We start from the raw sequence: 21,664 nt of genomic DNA, 5'->3' as shown, positions 1-21,664 counted from the left end.
TGCCGCAATTGCGTACTTCAAATGCGGTTGCTATCTCTATTCTGCTGCTTTTTATCGTTTGCCGATCATATTTTCGGGCTTAACGTATTCGTCGAATTGCTCGGCGGTCAGGAGGCCGCTTGCAACGGCGGATTCCTTAAGCGTCAAACCTTGTTTATGGGCATTTTTGGCGATGGCTGCTGCATTTTCGTAGCCGATATGCGGATTCAAGGCCGTTACCAGCATGAGAGACTGGTCCAGATTGCGCTTGATCGCCGCTTCGTTCGGCTCAATGCCGACGGCGCAATTGTCGTTGAACGAAATCATGGCGTCCGCCATCAGCGCCAGCGATTGCAGGAAGTTGTACATAATAACCGGCTTAAATACGTTCAGCTCAAAATTGCCCTGGCTCGCCGCAATCCCGATTGCCGTGTCGTTGCCGATGACCTGACATACCGCCATGGTCAGCGCTTCGCTTTGCGTCGGATTAACCTTGCCCGGCATAATGGAGCTGCCCGGCTCGTTCTCCGGAATAACAATTTCGCCAATGCCGCAGCGCGGACCGCTCGCCAGCCAGCGAACATCGTTGGCGATTTTCATCAGATCCGCCGACAGAGCTTTGATTGCGCCATGCGTATAGACGATTTGATCATGGCTGGTCAAGGAATGGAATTTGTTAGCCGCCGTTACGAAGGTTTTGCCCGTAAGCGCCGTTACTTCCTCCGCTACCGCTACCGCATAATCGGGATGGGCGTTCAGGCCCGTGCCCACGGCTGTGCCGCCTAACGCCAGCTCGCGCATCGTATCCACGCTTTGAATCAGCATAGCGCGCGTTTTGTCCAGCATCGCGTACCAGCCGCTGATTTCCTGTCCCAGCGTAATGGGAGTGGCATCCTGCAGGTGTGTACGTCCGATTTTGACCAGGTCGTTGAATTTTTCCGCTTTTTCATGCAAGGTGCGGTTCAATACGTCCAGAGCCGGAATCAACCGGTCCTCGACGGCGATTACGCCCGCGATGTGCATGGCTGCAGGAAAGGTATCGTTGGAGCTTTGCGAGCGATTGACATCGTCATTGGGATGAATGCGCACGGCGCTGCCGCGTTCTGTAAGCAGCTGGTTGGCGCGGTTTGCCACCACTTCGTTTACGTTCATGTTGGTTTGCGTGCCGCTGCCTGTCTGCCAAACAACAAGCGGAAAATGCTCATCCCACTTGCCGCTCAAAATCTCGTCGACCGCTTCGGCAATAACAGCTGCTTTATCTCCGTCAAGCACGCCCAGCCTGCTGTTGGCAAGCGCGGAGGCCTTTTTGATAATGGCCATTCCGTAAACGACTTCGATAGGCATGCGTTCGCCGCCGATTTTGAAGTTTTGCAGGCTGCGCTGCGTTTGCGCGCCCCATAGCTTGTCCGCCGGAACCTTGATTTCACCCATCGTATCCTTCTCGATCCGATATTCCATTGCCGCAACGACTCCTTTTTTCAAATTTACGCTTTGTAAGCAACCTCTATTAGTCCAAGCCAAAAAACAACCCTTCTCCCTATCCTTTATAACGGAAAACGGATCAGGAATCAAGACTTTGCGCAACGCTTTCATCAAAGTGCAATTGGTCTTCTGCTTCAAGCAAAAGACGCCCTCCGCTTGGGGGCGCCGTTAGGATACAGACGTAATTACACGCCTTTGGCTTCTCGATATGCAGCCATGTACGCGGCCGCTTTTTTCTCAATTAGAGAGAAATCTCCAGTTTTGACTGCGTCTTTGGTCAGGTCGGAGCCAATGCCTACCGCTACCGCTCCGGCTTTGATCCAATCCTTCAAATTGTCCAGAGAAACTCCGCCCGTCGGCATAATGTTCGCTTGAGGAAGCGGACCTTTAATGGACGGAATAACGCTTGGCGAATACAGATTGCCCGGGAACAGCTTGACGATGTCTGCCCCAAGCTCCAGCGCGGTTTGAATTTCCTGAATTGTCATCGTGCCCGGCAGCACCGGAATCGCATAACGGTTGCACAGCTTGACCGTATCCGGATTCAAGGAAGGAGCAACGACATATTCCGCTCCGGCCAGAATGGCCGCGCGAGCGGTTTCAGGGTCAAGAACCGTTCCTACCCCGATAATCGCGTAGTTGTCGCTATCCGGCGAAGCATCGCTGGAATATTCCCTGGACAGCTGCTCAATCGCCTTCAAAGCAAACGGCACAGTCATTGTAATTTCGATGGCTTTAATGCCGCCCTTGATGGCTCGTCTAGCCATTTCCGCTACTTCTTCCGGCGAATCCGCCCGCAGGACCGCCACTACTCCGGCTTCGGTCATCCTTTGCAAAATCTTTAGTTTTTTCATGTGCGTCCATCTCCCCTTTTGGTGCGTTTAGGTTTGAAAATGTATGTTATTCTCTTGCCATTATAGTCGCTTTTGGGGATTCCGGCAATCACTTAGCGAAGCTGGTAATCGATTTCAAGAAACTTATCCACTTCAGTCAGCCAACGCTCGCTCACAAACTGCTCATGCAGCGGATGGGCGTTGTATGCATCATATTCGTCCTGATTGGCGAATTCCATCGAAAAGCCATAGTCGTAATCGTTTTTTGCGCTGACCTGCTTGTACACTTTAAACGCTTTCACCACCGGAATGGATGTCAGGATCGCTTCGCCGTCCGCCAGAAAACGCTGCTCCGCTTCCGATCCTTTCTCATGCTTCAAGCTGAAAATAACCGAATGAAGAATCCAATTTTCCTCGTTCACGCTGCTCATGGGTTCACTCCTCTATTGTTCTGTACTGCTTTCTTCAACATAACATAAGATGAAACGCAATGCGACCACAAAGGCATCTTTTACCATATTATTACTTCTTTTATCCAGCGACTGGAATTAAAATAAATAGGACCCTCAAAAGTTAAAAAAGGAGACATTTATGACTGTATACGATAAAGCCAAATATCATTATGACGGGGACTTCCCTCGGGAACTGGACGAATTTCAAGCCTATGTGCATACCGGATTTTTTCTAGGCTGGCTGGTAGACCGCGACATGTACAGCGAGTCCTTTGCTACAAACCTTGAAGAATCCATCGCGGAGTTCAAGGCCAGGGCGCTCACGGGGCCGCAGCTTTACAAGAAGGCAGCGGGCGTTTTGGCAGCCGACATGCTGAACGAAACCGGTATTGCTTTTGCCGATCGGCACTACGATAGTTATTTGCTGGATTATTCCTATTATGTGAATCACGAAGATGCCGAATCCCTCTATCACGTCGCCGATACCTGGGAGCATTACGAGATGATACGGGAACAATTGGACGACATCTATGAAGATTGGAAAAATGCGGACAACTAACAACGGCGCGAGAGCTTGTCTAAAGAGCTGCCCTGCTGACGTTCATTGGCGTCACGGGGAGAAGCTCTATTTTTCGATTATAGTTTATAACTATAAAATATATTGTTTTTATATATTTCAATCTAGACTCAATCTCCTCTATTCTTTAGTTAACTTAAACAAGGAGGCGGTTATGGATGTCCGACCATGGAGTAAAAACGCAATTCGATAAAGCCGCAGAAAATTATGATCGAGAACGTCGTGGGCTGATTCCCTGCTTTGACGAGTTTTACGGAGCAGCGGTTGGCTGGACGGAGATTAAAAAAGAGAAGCCGCGCATTCTGGACCTGGGAGCCGGCACAGGCCTGTTGTCCGCCATGCTGCTGAACAAATATCCCGGTGCTTCGCTGACGCTGATCGATTTCAGTCAAGAAATGCTGCAGAAAGCAAAAGCCCGCTTTCAGGATGACGACCGAATCACCTGCATCGCGGCAGACTATACGCAATACGAGTTTGCCGAGCCCTTCGATGCCGTCGTATCCGCTCTCTCCATCCATCATCTGACGCATGAGCAGAAGCAAGCGTTGTTTGCAAAAATCCGGGACTGGCTTGTTCCTGACGGCGTGTTTATCAATGCCGATCAATCGGCAGCGCCTTCGGATAACTGGGACCAAATCTTCCGACGGTCATGGATTGAGTCCGTACGCCAAAGCGGCTTGCCGGAATCAGCGCTGGAAGCATCCCTTCAGCGTCGCGCGCAAGACATAAACGCTGGTTTGAGAGATCAGCTTAGGTGGCTGGACGAAGCCGGATTCAGCGAATGCGATTGTGTGTTCAAAAGCAATGAATTTACCGTTTACGTCGCTTATGCCAACCCGGTTCAATAAAGCGGTCTAACCGGCAGCTGCTTTGGGGCTGCCGCCCCCATCACTCGTTCCACGCAAAAAGCAGGCGCCCTTCTGAGGGACCGCCTGCTTTTTTTGTATGGGCAATTGGCCGATTAAGAGCCATCTGCCTCTTCGCATATGCAGAAGTCGACTCTCAAACCGTCAGGCCGCTTTTTTGCGCTCGCCCGTCAGAACGACAAAGCTGACTACAGCCAATGCAACCATAACCAAAATAACGATCGCCAGCGGCATAGCCGTCGTTTCACCGCCCAATCCAACTAACGGAGCCGCCACCCCGCCAAAAATAAACGACAGCATGCCAAGCAATGCCGAAGCGCTTCCCGCCGACTTGCCTTGATCCTGCAGCGACAGCGATGTCGTCGTTGTGGAGATAACGCCAATACTGGAAACCACCAGGAAAAAGGCGGGAATGACAAAAACCAAACCAAGCTTCAGCCAAGCGGAAACCAACAACAGCAAAGCGCCTGCAACAGCCATCACAAGACCAAAGCCGAGCATGCGCCGGGCTTCAATTCGGCCGGCCAATCTTCCCGCTACCTGGGTCGCGATAATAAGGCCGAGGCCGTTCAGACCAAAAATCAGGCTAAACATGCGCGGCGACACGCCAAACAATTGCTGAAGAACAAACGTGGAGCCCGATATATACGCAAACATCGCCGCCATCATAAAGCCCTGCGTGAGCGCATAGCCGATAAATGTACGATTGCCCAGTAGCTTTTTGTAGCTCAATAACATATTGCCCATACCGCCCTTTGAACGGCGTTCAAGCGGCAATGTTTCCTTCAATCCCAGCAGCACCGCGGCAAGCATAAGGAGACCCGAAAAACCCAATACCGCAAATACGCCCCGCCATGAAGTCACGGTCAAAATCTCCGCGCCGATGATTGGCGCAAAAATCGGCGCTGCGCCGTTAACCAGCATCAGCAGCGCAAAAAAACGGGTTAGTTCCACGCCGGAATACAAATCCCTGACGCTAGCCCTGGCGACCACTATAGCCGCCGCGCCAGCTAGGCCCTGTGCAAGCCTGAGCAGCACAAAAGTCCAAATATTAGGGGCGATAACGCACAGAAAAGAAACCAGCGTATAAGCGACAACGCCAATAAGCAGCGGATATCGCCTGCCGCGCACATCGCTTATAGGGCCAACTATTAATTGGCCGAGCGCAATGCCGATCAGAAACGCGGTCAAGCTAAGCTGCGTCAGGCTTGCGGAGGTTTGCAGCTCCTCTGCAAGCGCAGGCAGCGCAGGCAAATACATATCGATGCTCAGCGGTCCAATCGCCGCAAGCGAGCCCAGTACAGCGGCCAGAAACAGCCGGCGCGAGCGCGATGGCGCTAATTGGGAAACAGATGCCGAATTCATGATGATAACTCCCTTTCTAGTAGTTGCTTACAAAATATAAGCTTAATTGTAAACCCGTTTTCTGATTTCGGCAAATTGTTTCATAACTAAACTATTTAGAATGATTCAAATTGGGATAGCTCGTCTTGTCATTTTATGGTATTATTGGTTTGTACAGCGCTTTCATTATTTTTACACCTATTCCATAAGGAGGTTAAAGTGATGAAGCTGAAAGGAAAACGAATGTATGTTGTTGTACTCATGCTGATTGGAGCGCTCTTGGCATCCGGTTGGAGCTCCGCCGCCCCTCTGGGGAACAATGGAATTGCCGTTCAGACAGCAAGCAGCAGTCTGCAGGCGTATGTGGACGATATGCAGCCCGGCTGGAATTTGGGCAACAGCTTTGATTCCGTTGGCCTGGGAGGCACGTCCAATCCTTCCGCCGAAAACGAAACGGCATGGGGCAACCCCATTGTCACCAAACAGCAAATTGAACAAATTGCGGCTCAAGGCTTTAAAAGCATCCGCATCCCTGTCACCTGGGAGCACAAGCTTGGCGCAGGGCCAAGTCACACCATTACCCCAGCATATCTGAACCGCATCCAGGAAGTTGTCGATTGGGCTCTCGACGAAGATCTGTATGTCATGCTCAACATTCACCACGACTCCTGGAGATGGACAAACAACATGGGGTATCAGAGAACACAAGTGCTGGAGCGTTTCAACGCCATTTGGGAACAGCTGGCCGACCGCTTCAAGAACCACTCCAATAAGCTGATGTTCGAAAGTCTGAACGAACCGCAGTTCAGCAGTCCCGGCATAGCGGGCGAACAGGAAATGCTGAATACGCTCAACGAATCCTTCTACGATATTGTCCGTGCATCCGGCGGAAACAATGCAACAAGACCGCTTGTCCTGCCCACCATGCACACCTCTTCCGAGCAGCATCATCTTGATGCGCTATACACATCCATCATCGGGCTTAACGACCCCAATCTGATTGCAACCATACACTATTACGGCTTTTGGCCGTTCAGCGTCAATATTGCCGGATTTACCACATTTGACGCAACAACCCGCAATGATATCGTCTCTTCCTTCGACCGTATTCACAATACGTTTACCGCTCGGGGCATTCCCGTCGTGATCGGGGAATTCGGACTGCTGGGCTTTGACCAGCACACCGGGACGATACAGCAAGGCGAAAAACTAAAGTTTTTTGAATACATGATCTATTACGCCCAGCTCAAGGGGCTTACCCACATGCTCTGGGATAACGGTCAGCATTTTAACCGGACGACTTACCAGTGGAAGGACCAGCAGCTGTTTGACATGATGGAAGCCAGCTGGAGCGGGCGTTCGGCAACAGCCGCCACCGATCTGGTTTTTGTCAAGCAGGGGCAGCCCGTCACGGACAGACATATCGCTCTGGAGCTCAATGAACCGGGCAATGCTCTGCTGAATCTCTCCATTGGAGGCGTCAATCTCAATGCAGGCACCGACTACACCTTCAGTTCCGGAACGCTGACGCTTAAAGCCGGATTGCTGAGCAGCTTGACCTCCACCGCCGCGCTTGGGGGCAAAACGGCAATTAAAGCCAGCTTCAGCAAAGGGGCGGACTGGACCTTTAACGTCATTTTGTACAATACGCCGTCCTTGTCCTCCGCTTGGGGCAGCACGGGCAGTTTTGCCATACCAACAACCTTTAATGGCGACCAGCTGGCTACTATGGAGGCCAACTACTCCTACGGAGGCAATGCCGGGCCGCAAAACTGGACAGCCTATAAGGAATTTGCAAGAACGTTTGAGCCGGTTTACAGCAGCAATCAAATCCTTCTGAAGCAGGACTTTTTTAATGAGGTGCATGACGGCACCGTCATTTTGAAATTCCATTTCTGGAGCGGAGAAGTGCTGCAATATACGTTGAACAAAAGCGGGGGAAGCGTAAGCGGCACTCCTTGACACGCCATTCCGCCATCCAAGACATGAGAGGAAGTTGCGCCACTTGAGTTAAGTATTGATGAAAGCGCTGTTCTTATGCTATTTGAAGTGCTGTACGATAAATTATGCGCTGTACGCCAAAACCCCTCCACACTCTTAAAAGACAAGAGTTTGGAGGGGTTTATCTCTTTAATATGTTGCAGAAAAGGGCCAGGCCGCTCGCCGCTTACAACAGCACCAGCAGCAAAATCCCTGCGGCAAAGCAATAATAAGCGAAATAACCCAAATTCCCTTTTGCCATAATGTTCATCAGCCATTTCATGGACAAATAGGTCAAAATCAGCGTTGCGATAAACGCAATTGCATAGGGCAGCCACAACGCGGTCATTTCGGGATCGGAGGCTATATCAGGAACGCCAACCAGCAGCCCGCCAAGGCTGATCGGAATGTACAGCATAAAGGAGAAGCGCAAAGCCGTCTCCTGCTTCATGCCTACCGCTATCGAAGCAATTACGGTTGCGCCGGAACGGCTGATGCCCGGGATAAGCGCCACTGCCTGGGCAAGTCCAACCAGTACGGCATCCTTCAGCTTCAAGTCCCCTTCCCTCTTCACCCCTCTGAGGTTGCGAATCAACCAGAGAGCCGCGCCGGTAATCAAGAGCGTAAGCCCGACCATTTTGGCCGATGAAAAGACGTCTTCAATCTGGTCTTTGAACAATACGCCGATGACGCCCGCCGGAATCGTACCAATGATTATGTAGACAATGAACATAAAGTCCGACTTGTATTCACTTTTGCGCGTTGCGATAAACTTCCAGCCGTTAACTGCAAGCTTCAGCAGCATTTCCCTGTAAATGAACAAAATCGCTAGGAGCGAGGCCGTATTCAAAAACACCTCAAACGCCAATCCCCTATGCTCCATTCCCATCAGTTGCTGCGCAATAATCAAATGGCCGCTTGACGAAACAGGAATCGGTTCCGTGACGCCTTGAATAATACCCAATAGCAAATACTTTAAAATCAATATAAACTGTTCCATTTTTCCACTCCTGTAATTGTTGGGGTTGCAGGTACTCTATGATAGCCGTACTCCTTAGCTTCTCTCGCCGTGTTTTTTAATTTCAGTTTAAGGACGAAGGAGAGTTTGACGCCATCGATTTCCCTTGCGGCTACCTTACAAATTTGCAAGGTGTCAAAAGAATAAAACATCTCATTCCTAACAAAGCCGGAAAGCACTGCCTCATCTAGTATAGCGATTTTGAGGAGAATGAGCAAAGCGGGTCGACATCTGATAGAATAAATAAATGGAGTTTACGAAATCGGAGGTTGCTCACTTGGATTATATTATATTGGATATTGAATTTAACGGCCGCAAGTTCGCCAGCGAGCTTCCGATGGAGGTTATCGAAATCGGCGCGGTCCGATTGAACAAGGATTTGGAGCCCGTGGACGAATTTACGGAATTCGTCAAACCGGTTTATTTTGCCAAACTGAACAGCTTTATTCAAAAAAAGACCGGAATCCCCCAGGAATCCATTGATACCGCTCATCGTTTCCCAAAAGTAATCGGCCGTTTTCTGGAATGGCTTGGACAGAGCGAGCAGCTGATGCTTGTAGCATGGGGCGGCGAGGACCTGAAGAGGATTGTGCTGGATACACGTATGCACAAGCTGGACGACAGCTTCTGGCTGGGCAACGATTATTATGATTTGCTTAAAGGGTTTCTGCGCTGCAAGGGCTTGACCAATGATGTCAGCGTCGAAGCCGCTTTAACCGATCTTGGACTCAGCAGCGAAGGTTCTGCTCACCGCGCATTGGATGACGCCCGAATGACAGCCGATATTTTCCGAGCCGTCTATCAGCAGCTGGACTTTTCTTATGTAACGCGATATAAGGACACCTATTCCAATTCCAAGGAACGCCGGCTTATCAAAAACAATATCCGGTTTTTCCGCTCGCAGAAGGTTCCGCAAACTTGGGATTCATTCGTTGAACACGTTCTGAAGGACAAAATCAAAGGACTCGACAATCCCAAAAAAGCCGCTGAGCTGAAGGCTTGTTTCGAAACCGAAATGGCCAAAAAGCCCGTTCCCAAGGAGAAACGTCCTCCCCAGACAACGAGCGATCCGCAGCCAGGCGCTGTCGAGCAACATCCCGGCAATTTGGAAGTTGCCGAACCAAAGCAAACAGACGCAGAGCCGGCAAACACGACTTCAGTGGAAGAAATCGCGGATGATTCGGCTAACAACAGCGATAATTCAGTCAAACCCGGGAACAATCCCGATCTGGGCTACCCGCTTTAATTTCAATTAAACATGCAGGCGAAAAGGCTCTTGAGCCTAAAAGCCTGCATGCAAGCTCGCTTAAATGTGCTCCATCTGCAGCAGCTTGTTCCTTAGAATAGCCTTGCTGTCTTCCCCGGCTTCTGACAGCTTTTTCTCCAGATAACGTATAAATTTAGAGCGAAGCTCCTGCCTTTTGGCATTGGCCCATTGGTAAAACTCCATCTCCAGCAAATCTCCCCTGTACAGCGACAACAGTTCATCCGTATAATCTTCGGCGGTCCCTTCGCCGTTGTCCAGCAGCTCCTCCAATCGGCCAAAATCGCTGCCGATCCAATCCGTGCTCATCCAGTACCGTTCATCCCCGAATTCCACCTTGCCAACCAAACCTTCCGCCTTCAGTATATTCCGTAAGCTGTACAAGGTCGTATGGAACAATGCCTGCGCTTTTTCGCTGTCGATATTGGGCCATAGCTCGTCCATCAGATGGTAGCGATGAACAGGCTTTCCGCCATGCAGCCATAAATACGCAAACAGCTCCTTTGTTTTTTTCGTGCGCCAGCTCATCAGCTTTCCGTTTTTATCGTACAGTTCCAAGCTGCCCAATACCTTTAATTGAAGCCTGCTTTTCCCCTCCGGGGATTTCTGAAGAATAGCCCCTTCAAGCTCGCTCCGCCTTAATCTCAAGCGGGCATAACGCTGCAGCGTTTCCTCCAATCTCTCCTTGGCAACAGGCTTTAACAGGTAATCAATCGCGCGGGCATCAAAGGCCTGTACCGCATATTGATGATACGCGGTTACGAAAACAATTTCCGCATCCGGACATAAGCCGGATAACTGCTTGCCCGCATCAAGCCCGTTCATGCCCGGCATTTCGATATCCAGAAAAATAATATCCGGCTGCAGTCTGCCAGCAGACGCCAAAGCCTCCGATACAAGCTGACATTTGCTTATTACTTGAACGCCGCCAATTTCATTCAACAAAATCTCCAGAACATCCAATGCAATTTTTTCATCGTCGATCAGCATTGCTTTCAGCATCGTTTACCTCCGGTACGAGAAGCATAACACGGGTGCCTTTCCCTTGTACGCTGTTGATTTCAAGCTTCAAGTTGTACAGCATCTGTAAACGCCGGTTCACGTTGCGGTAACCGATGCCCGAAGCCCGGCCTTGCTCCAACGTATCCAGCTGCTGCATGTTCATCCCTACCCCATCGTCCTCCACGACAATTCGAATCGCTCCTTCATGCCGGCGGGCGGTGATTACCAAGGTTCCGCCTTCCGGTTTTGGCCCGATCCCGTGACGAACGGCGTTTTCCACAATAGGCTGCAGCGTCAGCGGAGGAATCAAACATTCAATATTGTCATCGAGATTGTAGCGGATTTGCAGCCTTTCCCCAAAACGCAGGCTTTCGATCGCTACATAAGCCTGAACCAGTTCGAGCTCCCGGTCAAAGGCGATTAACTCGCTATGAAAAACAAATGTAAATTTGGAGCGAAGATAAGTGGTTAAATGATAGATCGTTTCTCTCAGCTTCGCCGTATCGCTATAGCTGAGCCCCACAAGACTGTTCAAGCTATTGTACAGGAAATGGGGAGTAATCTGCGCCTGCAAAAAGTCCATTTCCTTGCGGACAGCCTGCTCCGAGGAATCCTTCATCTTAAGCAAGGACTGCATCCTGGCCTTTAATTCCGCGAGTTCAAAGGGCTTTTGCAAGATATCGTTGGCGCCCGCTTCAAACGAAGCTACCATATCGCCGGTTCTTCCAGAGGCCGTAAGCATCAGCACGGGAAGCTCCGCCATCCCCTGCATCAGCCTGATCCGGCGGCATACCTCCAGCCCCGATATGCCCGTCAGCATTAAGTCCAGCAAAACCAAATCCGGCGTAGGGCCGCCAAGCAGCACGTCCAGCGCTTCTTCGCCTGACCCCACAGCTTCATAGGAATATCCCATTGCAGACACAACATCCATCAATACCTTCATATTGGAAAGTTCATCGTCCACAATCAAAATATGAAACGGCCCGCCCGGGGCGGATTGCAGCATGCCGGATATTCTTTCCCTATGCTCCGCCAGTGCATCCTCTCCTTCCGCTTCAGCTTTTGTCGCCGCAATCTCCGATTGAGCAGCCAGCGGAAGCGTAAACGTGAACCTCGATCCGCGTCCCACGTCGGATACAACCTCCAGCAGTCCTCCTTGCATTTCGATCAGCTGCTTGGAAATGCTGAGGCCTAGCCCAAGACCCTCCGAAGCGGCGTCCCGCTCGCCTTCCCCATATTGACCGAAGGGCTGAAGAATATAATCCAGTTCGGCCGCCGGTATGCCCGGCCCCGTATCCGTGACGGATATGGCAAGCTCTCCGTCTCTGCATTCCGCAGATACGCTCACCGTTCCCCGTTTTGTAAATTTCAGACCGTTTTCGATCAGATTGTGCAGGATCTGCTTCAGTCGGTTTTCGTCGGCATAAACAAGCGGGAGCTCCGACGGCAGCTCGTTAATTAGCCGCACCTCCCGGTTAACCGGGGCAATCGACAAGGTTTCCATCACAAAATGGAGCGATGTTCCCACATTCACCAAGGAGGGATGAATGACGAACTGTCCGTGTCTGATCCGGTTCATGTCCAGGATGTCGTTGACAAGGCCGGATAATCTGCGTCCCATTAGATGAAGCAGACGTATGTTTTCGCGATGCTTCTCCTGCAGCGGCTGCTCCCGGTTGTCCAGGAGCGACTGCGACAAATTGACGATGCCGTGCAGCGGCGTGCGCAGCTCATGCGATGTTTTTGCCAAAAACTCATCCTTCTGGCGATCGTATTGCAGCAGCTTTTCGGAAAGCTGTTCGCTGCGAAGGAAGTTGTCCTGCAACCTGTCGGAAATGAGCATGGCCTGCGACAGCAGAAGCAGCAGCGGCGTAATAATCATGAAATACGGATTGTCCAGCGCATACAGATATCGCAATTGCCCGAATGCCCACCATACAACCAGAAAGAAATAGCCAAGCAGCAAATGCTGGCTGCCGTGTATGCCTTTTTGGCGTCCCCGGAAAATGCCTCTCAGGATTAGGGTAAAAATAAAAAGCTGCATCATAAGGACAACCGGAAATATCGAAGGCAAAAAAGCATTGGGCAAAAATATCAGCACGGCCAAAAACAGCGGCATTCCAAATTGCAGCTTCCTGAAAAGGAAGTCCTTTGATTCATCCATATAGGTATGGATATATGCGGCAAATAAATAAAAGCAAAGGAACGGCAGCAAAAATAACAACCGCTGCAGATATGGAAACGGCAATTGCGGAAAAAGAGTCAATGCCACAATTTCGTTGTCCAGGCTGACAAACAAACCCGTCGACAAACAAAAGAGGCAAAAATGAATTAAATATCGTTCCTTGCTCCACTGCCTGAACATGCCGGCATAATAAAGGCCAAACGTAATCAGCATGGCTACAATCGCCACATCGGCCAATCTTGCACTGTCAATGCGCTTGCTCAGTTCCGCTGCCAACCCGAATTCCGGAGCTTGTACAAGCCCTCCGCCCAATAGATCGTAATTCGCCGTATGCACAATAATTTCAGTAATACCTTTTTCCAGCTGAAAGGTTTGGTAATACGGCTCGTTGCTCGGCAAAAACCCCTCAGCGGATAGCGCCGGCCTTCCGCTCCCGCCCATATCGACTCCGTTGACAAAAAAATGGCTGGCTATTCGAACTTTTTTGGCGCGTAGGCCATACTCGCCGCGTTCCGGGACATTAATCAGCAGGCGAAAGGTAGCCGCGCCTTCCTTTTTCGGATTAGCCGAAGCAATGCTTTTTTTCAAATCAGTGGGCACGCTTTTGATCGAACGTCCCTCTATGTAATTTCCGTCTCGCGCCTTAAAATCTTCGGGAGTCAACAACTCGTTGTCGTAATACTCCCATTCCCCTCGCAGCGGCAAATAGCCGTTTTCCCGGAAATCCCACTCTCCTGCGTCAAACATGCCGTCCCGAGCCTCTACCCAATTGCTGGCAGGCGTCATCCATTGATAAACGCTAATGACCGTAATGAGAACAAAGATCCCGATCATGATCAGCAAGGCGATTTCTTTTTTTGCTCTCATTCGAATTGATCCCCGTTGTTTTAATTTCCGCAATTCTTTCGACAAAAATATTCATTCGACAAAAATGACGAACTTCCTGTATTTTCAATGTATTATTTTGTTGAAATCACGATACGGCCCTATCTCTGGAATGTTTGGAATTTGTTCAGTGGCAAATTGGTAGAATGAGGGAACTAACACCCACGAAAAGAGGGATCTAATGAAGCGCTCATTCAAAAAAATGACAACGCTATTACTTGCTTTTACGATGATGCTGCAATTGCTCCAAAGTCTTGCTCCTTCCTCCGCGACTGCCGCGGACGAGGGGTATATCTGGATACCTTACGGCACCTATCCAACTGCCGCGGGGGGAACCCAGGAATTCCATTATTACGACAACTACTATTACCTGCACGGTGCCTTTAATACCTATCGTTCGACAGATCTGATGACTTGGGAGCTCTTTGATAGCGGCAGCATCAGCGATATCGATTTTATCGGAAACTATATCTACGTGACCCGGAGAACGGGAACAGTACCGACCTTGAAGCGTCTAAACCCTGACGGAACCTGGTACACGTACAGCAATACCATCACCAAAAACAATATCGCATTATCCTCTATTGCTTATAATGGCACCAACCGTTACGTAATGAGCGGCGGCAATACGTATGCCCTCTATACGCAAACCTCCTCCACCGGCGTACCGGAGGATAAGCTGTGGACCGTTTTTGAGGATGAAGGCGCATACCGCTTTGATCAAGTCGTTTATTATCCGCGCGGGAATCGCTTTATCGCCACCGATTGGAAGGGACGTCTGGCCTATTCAAGCAACGGCTCCTCGTGGACATATGTAACGATCCAGGCTCCTTCTAGCAACAGCAGCATCTTTGGAAGTTTGGTTGTTGAAGCTAACCGCGTACTCGTGCCAACAACAGTTGGCTTATGGGAAGCTTTCAAAGACGGCAGCAACACGGTGACCAGGCTGCGCACCGGCAATACGAGAGCGCTGGTGCATAATGGCAGCCAATACATAGCGGCAGGCCCCGCTAATTCGATGCTTTCATCATCGGATATGACTTCCTGGACATCGGAATCGATTCCGGGCACCGCTTATACCCTGACACATGGACATCTGGGTACGATAACTTCCATTGGAACTCAATTGTACCTCCGCATTCCGTATCCAAGCATCGCCCAACAGCCGCAGAACCAGAGCGTAGCAGCCGGAGGCGCAGCTTCCTTTGACGTTTCGTTATCTTCGCCGGGCGCAGTTTATCAGTGGCAGAGGGCAACTCCCGGTTCATCCAGCTTTTCCAATATGAACGGTCAAACCTCGCCCACTTATCAAATCAGTAATGCGGTGACTGGATTAAACGGCTACAGGTTTCGGGTTGTCGTCACCTACGGAAGCGTCGTATTAACCTCCGATCCCGCAACGCTGACGATTGTGGAACCGACCCAAATAACCTCCCAGCCCGCTAAAGCATCAGGGGTGACGGGAGGAAGCGTTACCTTTAAAGTTGCCGCAACAGGATCAAATCTTCAGTACCAATGGAAGAGCAGCGTCGATGGCATCCAATATACGGACATTGCGGGCGCTACGGGAAGCCAATTGGAGCTGTCAAATCTGGATGCGGCAGTTAACGGCACATCCTACATAGTCGAGATAACCGGAAACGGCGTACCTGCAGTGGAATCTAGTCCCGCCAGACTCGCAGTGTACCCCAAAGAAGATTTCACGCCTAATGAAGAGATCGTTGTTTTAGCCGGCGAAGACGCCGTCATCGCCACTCTCCCCAATACGCCCGACGTACAGTACCAATGGCAGGTGAACAAGGGGCAAGGATTCCTTAATTTGCCTGATGCCACTTCCCCGTCATTAACGTTGGAAAACGCAGCTGCGGATATGGATGGTTACAGCTATCGGCTTGTAACAACCGGGGAATTGCAATACATTTCCGATGAGGCCAAATTAACCGTCAATACCCCAACCACGGTGGAGAATCAGCCTGCCGAAGCAGTTGCTTACGCCGGTCAACGGGCGTATTTCCAGGTTGCGGCAAGCGGAAAACAATTGTCCTATCAATGGTTTGTTGATGCTTCCGGCACGGGCAGCGGAACTTTTGCCGAGCTACCGGGAGAAACCTCCGCTACGCTCAGCTTGCCGAATGTCGGCTACTCCATGAACGGCTATGTCTATAAAGCCGTCATTTCGGGACGTGGCGTGCCGGATATCGAGACGGTGCCAGCCGCCCTTCATGTTCTGGACTCGCCTGGAATGCAGCCTCTTCCCGTCACAACGGTTGAAGGGGAATCGGCCGTCTTCAACGGTCCGGTGCCAGAACCTGGCATGACGCTGCACTACCAATGGCAGGTCGATTTCGGAAATGGCTTTGCGGATATACCGGACGCCACTGCCGAATCGCTTTCTTTGAATCAAGTGACAACTGATATGAACGGATATCAATACCGTCTGATCGTCAGCGGCGATTTGCAAACCGAATATATCTCGGAGCCCGCCCAGTTGACTGTCTATCCATCGGCGCATTTTACGTTGAATGAGGTTGCGACTGTGACGGGACGAGATGCCGAATTGCAAATCGAGGCTTCAGGACCGGGGCTTATCTACATCTGGTATGTGGATACGACGGGAACAGGTGACCATTTCGAGCAGATCGACGGAGCTGGCGGAAGAACGTTAACGCTTGAGGACGTCAATGCCGACATGAACGGCTATCTTTATAAAGTGGTGGTTGACGGTGAACTCCATACTCCTTATTCCTCCAACTCCATGGCGATAAAGGTGTATTCCGCCGATGCGTTTAACGCCTCGCCGCGGACGGCGATTGAAGAACAGGACGTTCAGTTCTATTTCTCCGGTTCAGGCGAAGGCTTGACCTATCAATGGCAAGTCGATACGGGCTCGGGGCTTTACGAAAATATAAACGGTGCTACCGGAGCGACTTTAAGTCTTACTCATGTAACAACAGGGATGGACGGCCACCAATACCGGGTAATCGTCGGAGGGGCGCTGCAGCCAGCGCTTGAGACTGTCCCCGCCGTTTTGTCCGTCTCCAGCAAGTCGGACTTTGTTCCGGAATCGGTCTACATGTTTGCGGGCGGCCCCGCCAGATTTGCAATTACGTCTAGCAATTCGGTCTTGACCTATCAATGGCAGGTTGATCCATCGGGCACCGGCAGCAGATTTGAGGATATTCCCGGCGCCACCGGAACGGAGCTTGAATTAACCGATGTGTCAGCGGATCTAAACGGCTACTTGTACCGCGTAGTCGTTGGCGGCGAGCTGCAGACGGCTTTTGTTTCCCCTTCCGCCAAGCTGAATGTGTTTACGACCGAGTCCTTGCAGCCAGCAGCCGTTACAACCGTCGAAGGTATGGATGCAACGTTTGACCTGCCGGACGGCGGCAATGGCTTGGCCTATCAATGGCAGGTCGATACCACTGGAACCGGCGGCAATTATGCCGATATCCCCGGAGCTGCGGGATCGCAATTGAAGCTGGAAAATGTAACGGCTGACATGAACGGTTATCTGTATCGCGTTTCAGTAGGCGGCATAACGCAAAACCCGTTTCACTCCGATGGCGTGCCGCTAAAGGTGATTGGAGCCAGCGGGCTGCAGCCGGATTCGGCAACGGGCGTAACGGGCATGGATATTGAATTGGCGCTGCCTGGCGGCGCCCAAGAAGGTTTGACTTATCAATGGCAGGTAGACTCAACGGGCACGGGAAATGCGTTCGCCAATATTCCCGGCGCAATCGGCAGCACCCTGGATTTGTTGGCTGTTGCAGACAATATGGACGGCCATTTGTATCGGGTTGTCGTAAGCGGAACGCTGCAAAACCCGTTTACGTCGGAAGCCGTCTCGCTTCACGTATACGAAACTGAGCAGCTGCAGCCTTCTGCCATTGCGCTGTTATCCGGAGAAGATGCTGAGTTGTCCGTGCCGCAGCCCGGGAATGGTCTTGCCTACCAATGGCAAGTAGACACAACAGGTTCCGGCCGCAGCTTTGAAAATATTGCCGGCGCAACCGGCGCAACGCTGGAGCTTCGTGAAGTGAACGCCGAAACGAAGACTCATTTGTACCGCGTCGTCATCTCCGGCGTGCTGCAAAAACCTTTTACGGCCGAAGCTGTCAACATAAACGTGCTCACCGACGAGGAGCTGCAGCAATCGCCTGTAGCCGTTGTTGAAGGCCAGAAGGCTCGCTTTGAAATAGAAGCCGAGGCGGCTGGATTGCACTATCAATGGCAGGTCGATTCAACAGGCACCGGCAATAGCTTTGCGGATATTGCGGGAGAAACGAGCCGACAATTGGAGCTCGCCCATCCTGCCACGGATATGAACGGTTATTTGTACCGGGTTATCGTAGGAGGACTTCAATCGCCATTCCAATCTACTCCTACGGCTTTGACCGTATATAGCAGCGAACAATTCCAACCTGGGTCTGCCACGGCAGTTGCGGGAAGCAGCGTGGAGTTCGCCATTTCTGGAAGCGATGGGCTAACCTACCAATGGCAGGTCGACACCACGGGCACGGGAGACAGCTTCACCACCATTGACGGTGCGACCGATGCCTCGCTGGAATTAGATAATCTTACTGGCGAAATGAACGGCTACCTGTATCGCCTGATCGTCAGCGGCGAATTGCAAACACCTTTTATTGCGGAAAATGCCAAGCTAAACGTATTTACATCCTCGGACCTTCAGCCGTTGTCTGTTGCGGCATTAGCGGGAGAAAATACGACATTGTCAGTGGCGGCGGCAGGCGAAGGTTTGACTTATCAATGGCAAGTCGCAACCGAAAGCGGCGGTGCGTTCATTAATATCGATGGAGCGACAGGCCAAGAGTTAAACCTTCAAAACGTCGCGCGCGACATGGACGGATATCGTTATCGCGTCGTGATCGGCGGAGTGCTTCAGCCTGCCTTTACCTCTGAGCCGGCTACGCTTTCCGTTCATACGCCGCCTGGCGCTCCAACCGGCATTTCAGTTACGCCGGGCAGCGGCAGCGTACGTGTCAGCTTCACTCCGCCACTGGATACCGGCGGGCTGGACATTATTGAATATCAGGTAATATCACATCCTGACGGTATCGCGGCGACCGGAGCGACAAGCCCGATTACCGTATCCGGACTTACAAACGGCAAGGCTTACACATTTACGGTGACAGCCGTTACGGCAGCAGGGGCGGGACAGGTTTCCGAGTTTTCCAAAGAAGTCACGCCTTATCAACCGTCGTCGACGGTCACAGCAGCTCCGTATTCCTCAGTCGAGGTATGGGTTAACGGAAAAGCTGAACATGCGGGCAAAGCAACAACCGGCATGAGAGACGGCCAGCAAACAACCACAATTGAAGTTGACGAATTCAAGCTGTCGGAAAGACTGGCTGCCGAAGGCTCGAGGCCCGTCATTACCATTCCGGTTAACGGCCAATCGGACGTAATTATAAGTCAATTGAACGGACGTATGGTAAAAGGCATTGAACAGCGTCAAGGCACCATCGAAATCCGTACAAGCAGCGCTATCTATACACTGCCGGCGGGTCAGATCAATATGGATGCCGTATCGGAGCAAATCGGCCGCGATATTCCGCTTCAAGACATCAAAATCGCCATTGAAATCGGCAAGCCGTCAGAACAGGAATTGATCGCTGCCAATATAGCGGCTCTTAACGGCACCTTGACGCTTGTTGCTCCCCCGCTGCAATTTACGATAACAGCTGCGCATGGCGACAAACGAGTACAGGTTTCCCGGTTTGATACGTATGTCGAGCGCAAGCTGCTGCTGCCGGACGGAATTGATCATCAAAAGGTAACAACGGGCGTAGTTATTGAGCCCGACGGCTCATTCCGCCATGTTCCTACCAAAGTCGAGGTGTTGGACGGCAAATTCTACACCCAAATCAATAGCTTGACCAACAGCCTCTACTCCGTCGTCTGGAATCCGCTTGCCTTCTCCGACATGGAGCTGCACTGGGGCAAGGAAGCCGTAAACGACATGGGCTCCCGCCTCGTTGTCAGCGGTTCGGGCAATGGGCTGTTCCAGCCGGACAAGGCCATTACAAGAGCGGAATTTGCGGCTATCGTAGTTCGGGCGCTGGGATTGAAAGCAGAGCAAGGTCCCGTACCGTTTGAGGATGTTCAACCTTCGCAGTGGTACGCTGGAGCCGTAGCTACGGCAAGCGCCTACGGCCTCATCAACGGATACGAGGACGGAACCTTCCACCCATCGGAAACCATTACGAGAGAGCAAGCGATGGCCATCCTGTACAGCGCAATGCATGTAACGGGACTTGGCACGGACCGCACACCGAATGAAGAATTGCTGGCGGCATATCAGGATGAAAATGAAGTTTCCGGCTGGGCGCGCAATGCCGTTTCCGCTGTATTGACGGAAGAACTTGTTTTCGGCCGCGGCCCGGAGCTGCTGGCGCCTAAGGCTACTGTAACAAGAGCCGAAGTCGCTCTGCTTGTGCAGCGATTGCTTAAGCAGTCCGGCTTGATCTAACCTATAACTGCATCACGCATTAATCCAGTTTATAACAAGACAAGGAAGACCCCGCGCATTGGTTTGGCCAGGGTCTTCCTTTTTATTGCGGCAGCTACTAGCAGTTTTTCATTTATGAACAAATTTAAAATTTTAAATCCTAATTTAGAAAAACAAGGAATATGATAGATTGTGTCGAATGTAGTTGTAAAATCAGGAATCCATAATATTGAAACTATTGGCGAGTCCTGTATTCAACTACATCCTTTGGAGGGAACAGTTTCATGCAAATCAAAAAATCGGTTTTTGTATCGTCGCTTCTAGCCTGCAGCCTTGTTTTCGGCTCTGTAGGCGTAGTTGCATCAACGGGGGTAGAGAAGATTTCAGCATCCCTGAACCACAGCATCAAATTTCTGCTGAACGGAAAATCGTGGACACCTACCGACGTAAACGGTAACGAGCTTTCTGCGCTGGTTTACAAGGGCTCCACCTATGTTCCGCTCAGAGCGGTAAGCAATGCATTGGGAGCAAACGTCGACTATGATCCCAATACACTGGTCATTACGATCGATGGCTCCGACAGTGGAGTTCCATACTTGGACAACTCCTCTGGAGGAAGCACAGGCGGAAGTACAAGCGGAAATACCAGTGGAGGCAGCTCCACTAGCAATTCCGGCTCCACCACAACGACAGCGACAAGCTCCAAAGGCGTAATGATTTACCCTAACAACTTTGACGCCAAAAAAATAGCGGAAAGCGATCTGAGACAAGAAGCGGTTAAGCTGATAAAAATCTATGGCGAATCGCTCGCAAGCAAAAATACGAGCAAATTCGATGCCTATATCAAGGAAAAGGCAGCCGCAAAAACAAAATACAATATTGTTATGGGTCATGACTATGCCATCGAGTCCTATGCTGAATTAATCGAGGATACAATCGAGGCCAACGATGCAAAAACCATAACGGCTTATGCCAATACGATGAAGTCGGTGACTGCTGCAGACCTCGAATTAAGCGATGCCTACAAAGGCGAATATTCCGCCTCCATCAGCTTCAGCTTTTATCCCGAGGATTGGGACGCCTTCAGCTCCGTGTATATCTACTTCAAATTCTCCGTTCAAGATGACGGGAAATACGTACTGGATTACATTTATTTGAGCTAATATCGGCTGCTACATCCTTAAAGCTCCCGCTTTCAATTGCATGTAGGCGGGACTGATTCCAGACCGAAATCGAAAAAGCCGAAATCTCTGCTTTATTTTCGCAGTGATTTCGGCTTTTTCTTCGTCTCCGCAGACTTTTATTTGGCCTTTATTTGGACCAGC

At 50.9% G+C, this 21,664-nt stretch carries 13 protein-coding genes; 6 read left to right on the top strand and 7 right to left on the bottom strand.

Annotated elements, in window-relative coordinates:
* Window positions 1-51 precede the first annotated feature (51 nt).
* The 3 genes from fumC to ACX93W_RS22485 form a co-directional block, all read right to left on the bottom strand.
* Entirely contained in the window at window positions 52-1,437 is a 1,386-nt protein-coding gene (gene fumC / locus ACX93W_RS22495; RefSeq protein WP_459394620.1) for a class II fumarate hydratase, read from the bottom strand.
* Window positions 1,438-1,646: 209 nt separating this feature from the next.
* Window positions 1,647-2,315 (bottom strand): bifunctional 2-keto-4-hydroxyglutarate aldolase/2-keto-3-deoxy-6-phosphogluconate aldolase, encoded by a 669-nt coding sequence (locus ACX93W_RS22490; protein ID WP_459394619.1) that lies wholly within the window; start codon window positions 2,313-2,315, stop codon window positions 1,647-1,649.
* A gap of 92 nt (window positions 2,316-2,407) precedes the next feature.
* On the bottom strand, window positions 2,408-2,725 hold the full coding sequence (locus ACX93W_RS22485; RefSeq protein ID WP_459394618.1) for a Dabb family protein: 318 nt from the start codon (window positions 2,723-2,725) through the stop codon (window positions 2,408-2,410).
* A gap of 160 nt (window positions 2,726-2,885) precedes the next feature.
* Between ACX93W_RS22485 and ACX93W_RS22480 the strand changes: the two genes are divergently transcribed.
* Together ACX93W_RS22480 and ACX93W_RS22475 are read left to right on the top strand one after the other, a co-directional pair.
* Window positions 2,886-3,305 carry a DUF7832 domain-containing protein gene (locus tag ACX93W_RS22480; protein ID WP_459394617.1) on the top strand — a complete coding sequence of 140 codons (420 nt, stop codon included), beginning with the start codon at window positions 2,886-2,888 and terminating at the stop codon, window positions 3,303-3,305.
* A 176-nt stretch (window positions 3,306-3,481) separates the two neighbouring features.
* Window positions 3,482-4,171: a class I SAM-dependent methyltransferase gene (locus tag ACX93W_RS22475; protein WP_459394616.1), complete on the top strand. Its 690-nt coding sequence runs from the start codon at window positions 3,482-3,484 to the stop codon at window positions 4,169-4,171.
* A 162-nt stretch (window positions 4,172-4,333) separates the two neighbouring features.
* Here ACX93W_RS22475 and ACX93W_RS22470 read toward each other — a convergent pair whose 3' ends face one another.
* Entirely contained in the window at window positions 4,334-5,554 is a 1,221-nt protein-coding gene (locus ACX93W_RS22470; protein ID WP_459394615.1) for a multidrug effflux MFS transporter, read from the bottom strand.
* 201 nt (window positions 5,555-5,755) lie between these two features.
* On the opposite strand from ACX93W_RS22470, the gene ACX93W_RS22465 reads away from it, so the two are divergent.
* Complete coding sequence (locus ACX93W_RS22465) at window positions 5,756-7,495, top strand: cellulase family glycosylhydrolase (RefSeq protein ID WP_459394614.1); 1,740 nt, start codon at window positions 5,756-5,758, stop codon at window positions 7,493-7,495.
* Window positions 7,496-7,700: 205 nt separating this feature from the next.
* Here the strand turns inward: ACX93W_RS22465 and ACX93W_RS22460 are convergent, their stop codons facing one another.
* Entirely contained in the window at window positions 7,701-8,513 is an 813-nt protein-coding gene (locus ACX93W_RS22460) for an undecaprenyl-diphosphate phosphatase (protein ID WP_459394613.1), read from the bottom strand.
* Between the two features lie 295 nt (window positions 8,514-8,808).
* Between ACX93W_RS22460 and ACX93W_RS22455 the strand changes: the two genes are divergently transcribed.
* Window positions 8,809-9,777, top strand: a complete 969-nt coding sequence (locus tag ACX93W_RS22455) for a 3'-5' exonuclease (RefSeq protein WP_459394612.1) — start codon at window positions 8,809-8,811, stop codon at window positions 9,775-9,777.
* A 60-nt stretch (window positions 9,778-9,837) separates the two neighbouring features.
* Here ACX93W_RS22455 and ACX93W_RS22450 read toward each other — a convergent pair whose 3' ends face one another.
* Together ACX93W_RS22450 and ACX93W_RS22445 are read right to left on the bottom strand one after the other, a co-directional pair.
* Window positions 9,838-10,797, bottom strand: a complete 960-nt coding sequence (locus ACX93W_RS22450) for a response regulator (protein ID WP_459394611.1) — start codon at window positions 10,795-10,797, stop codon at window positions 9,838-9,840.
* Entirely contained in the window at window positions 10,769-13,849 is a 3,081-nt protein-coding gene (locus tag ACX93W_RS22445) for an ATP-binding protein (protein WP_459394610.1), read from the bottom strand. The genes ACX93W_RS22450 and ACX93W_RS22445 overlap by 29 nt, the downstream gene beginning before the upstream one ends.
* 199 nt (window positions 13,850-14,048) lie before the next feature.
* Between ACX93W_RS22445 and ACX93W_RS22440 the strand changes: the two genes are divergently transcribed.
* Window positions 14,049-20,360: an S-layer homology domain-containing protein gene (locus ACX93W_RS22440; protein ID WP_459394609.1), complete on the top strand. Its 6,312-nt coding sequence runs from the start codon at window positions 14,049-14,051 to the stop codon at window positions 20,358-20,360.
* A gap of 263 nt (window positions 20,361-20,623) precedes the next feature.
* Window positions 20,624-21,502, top strand: a complete 879-nt coding sequence (locus ACX93W_RS22435; RefSeq protein ID WP_459394608.1) for a stalk domain-containing protein — start codon at window positions 20,624-20,626, stop codon at window positions 21,500-21,502.
* Window positions 21,503-21,664: the final 162 nt, after the last annotated feature.

It is taken from the genome of Paenibacillus sp. CAU 1782, from assembly GCF_054551715.1.
The sequence above is the reverse complement of the archived record's forward strand: the minus strand, read 5'-3'. Positions and strand labels throughout refer to the sequence as shown.

Bases quoted from the DNA above. Each gene is read 5' to 3' on its own strand.
- fumC (WP_459394620.1), bottom strand. From the start codon at position 1,437: ATGGAATATCGGATCGAGAAGGATACGATGGGTGAAATCAAGGTTCCG.
- ACX93W_RS22490 (WP_459394619.1), bottom strand. From the start codon at position 2,315: ATGAAAAAACTAAAGATTTTGCAAAGGATGACCGAAGCCGGAGTAGTG.
- ACX93W_RS22485 (WP_459394618.1), bottom strand. From the start codon at position 2,725: ATGAGCAGCGTGAACGAGGAAAATTGGATTCTTCATTCGGTTATTTTC.
- ACX93W_RS22480 (WP_459394617.1), top strand. From the start codon at position 2,886: ATGACTGTATACGATAAAGCCAAATATCATTATGACGGGGACTTCCCT.
- ACX93W_RS22475 (WP_459394616.1), top strand. From the start codon at position 3,482: ATGTCCGACCATGGAGTAAAAACGCAATTCGATAAAGCCGCAGAAAAT.
- ACX93W_RS22470 (WP_459394615.1), bottom strand. From the start codon at position 5,554: ATGAATTCGGCATCTGTTTCCCAATTAGCGCCATCGCGCTCGCGCCGG.
- ACX93W_RS22465 (WP_459394614.1), top strand. From the start codon at position 5,756: ATGAAGCTGAAAGGAAAACGAATGTATGTTGTTGTACTCATGCTGATT.
- ACX93W_RS22460 (WP_459394613.1), bottom strand. From the start codon at position 8,513: ATGGAACAGTTTATATTGATTTTAAAGTATTTGCTATTGGGTATTATT.
- ACX93W_RS22450 (WP_459394611.1), bottom strand. From the start codon at position 10,797: ATGCTGAAAGCAATGCTGATCGACGATGAAAAAATTGCATTGGATGTT.
- ACX93W_RS22445 (WP_459394610.1), bottom strand. From the start codon at position 13,849: ATGAGAGCAAAAAAAGAAATCGCCTTGCTGATCATGATCGGGATCTTT.
- ACX93W_RS22440 (WP_459394609.1), top strand. From the start codon at position 14,049: ATGAAGCGCTCATTCAAAAAAATGACAACGCTATTACTTGCTTTTACG.
- ACX93W_RS22435 (WP_459394608.1), top strand. From the start codon at position 20,624: ATGCAAATCAAAAAATCGGTTTTTGTATCGTCGCTTCTAGCCTGCAGC.